General features: G+C 55.8%; 1 rRNA gene. It reads right to left on the bottom strand.

Annotated elements, in window-relative coordinates:
• Positions 1-21 precede the first annotated feature (21 nt).
• Positions 22-1419, bottom strand: a 23S ribosomal RNA gene (locus tag ABZ707_RS33465); the annotation flags it as partial.

Genomic DNA, 1419 nt, shown 5'->3' with positions numbered 1-1419 from the left:
ACACAGTGGACGCGAGCAACTGAGGACAAGCCCTCGGCCTATTAGTACCAGTCAGCTCCAACCGTTACCGGTCTTCCACATCTGGCCTATCAACCCAGTCGTCTACTGGGAGCCTTAACCCCTCAACGGGGGTGGGAGTCCTCATCTCGAAGCAGGCTTCCCGCTTAGATGCTTTCAGCGGTTATCCCTCCCGAACGTAGCCAACCAGCCATGCCCTTGGCAGAACAACTGGCACACCAGAGGTTCGTCCGTCCCGGTCCTCTCGTACTAGGGACAGCCCTTCTCAAGACTCCTACGCGCACAGCGGATAGGGACCGAACTGTCTCACGACGTTCTAAACCCAGCTCGCGTACCGCTTTAATGGGCGAACAGCCCAACCCTTGGGACCGACTCCAGCCCCAGGATGCGACGAGCCGACATCGAGGTGCCAAACCATCCCGTCGATATGGACTCTTGGGGAAGATCAGCCTGTTATCCCCGGGGTACCTTTTATCCGTTGAGCGACGGCGCTTCCACAAGCCACCGCCGGATCACTAGTCCCGACTTTCGTCCCTGCTCGACCCGTCGGTCTCACAGTCAAGCTCCCTTGTGCACTTACACTCAACACCTGATTACCAACCAGGCTGAGGGAACCTTTGGGCGCCTCCGTTACCCTTTAGGAGGCAACCGCCCCAGTTAAACTACCCATCAGACACTGTCCCTGATCCGGATCACGGACCCAGGTTAGACATCCAGCACGACCAGAGTGGTATTTCAACGACGACTCCACCTGAACTGGCGTCCAAGCTTCACAGTCTCCCACCTATCCTACACAAGCCGAACCGAACACCAATATCAAACTGTAGTAAAGGTCCCGGGGTCTTTCCGTCCTGCTGCGCGAAACGAGCATCTTTACTCGTAATGCAATTTCACCGGGCCTATGGTTGAGACAGTCGAGAAGTCGTTACGCCATTCGTGCAGGTCGGAACTTACCCGACAAGGAATTTCGCTACCTTAGGATGGTTATAGTTACCACCGCCGTTTACTGGCGCTTAAGTTCTCAGCTTCGCCAACCCGAAGATTGACTAACCGGTCCCCTTAACGTTCCAGCACCGGGCAGGCGTCAGTCCGTATACATCGCCTTACGGCTTCGCACGGACCTGTGTTTTTAGTAAACAGTCGCTTCTCGCTGGTCTCTGCGGCCACCCCAAGCTCATGGAGAAAATCCAATCACCCAGAATGGCCCCCCTTCTCCCGAAGTTACGGGGGCATTTTGCCGAGTTCCTTAACCATAGTTCACCCGAACGCCTCGGTATTCTCTACCAGACCACCTGAGTCGGTTTAGGGTACGGGCCGCCATGAAACTCGCTAGAGGCTTTTCTCGACAGCATAGGATCATCCACTTCACCACAATCGGCTCGGCATCAGGTCTCAGGCACA

The organism is Streptomyces sp. NPDC006923, assembly GCF_040635655.1.
Taxonomy (GTDB): domain Bacteria; phylum Actinomycetota; class Actinomycetes; order Streptomycetales; family Streptomycetaceae; genus Streptomyces.
The sequence above is the reverse complement of the archived record's forward strand: the minus strand, read 5'-3'. Positions and strand labels throughout refer to the sequence as shown.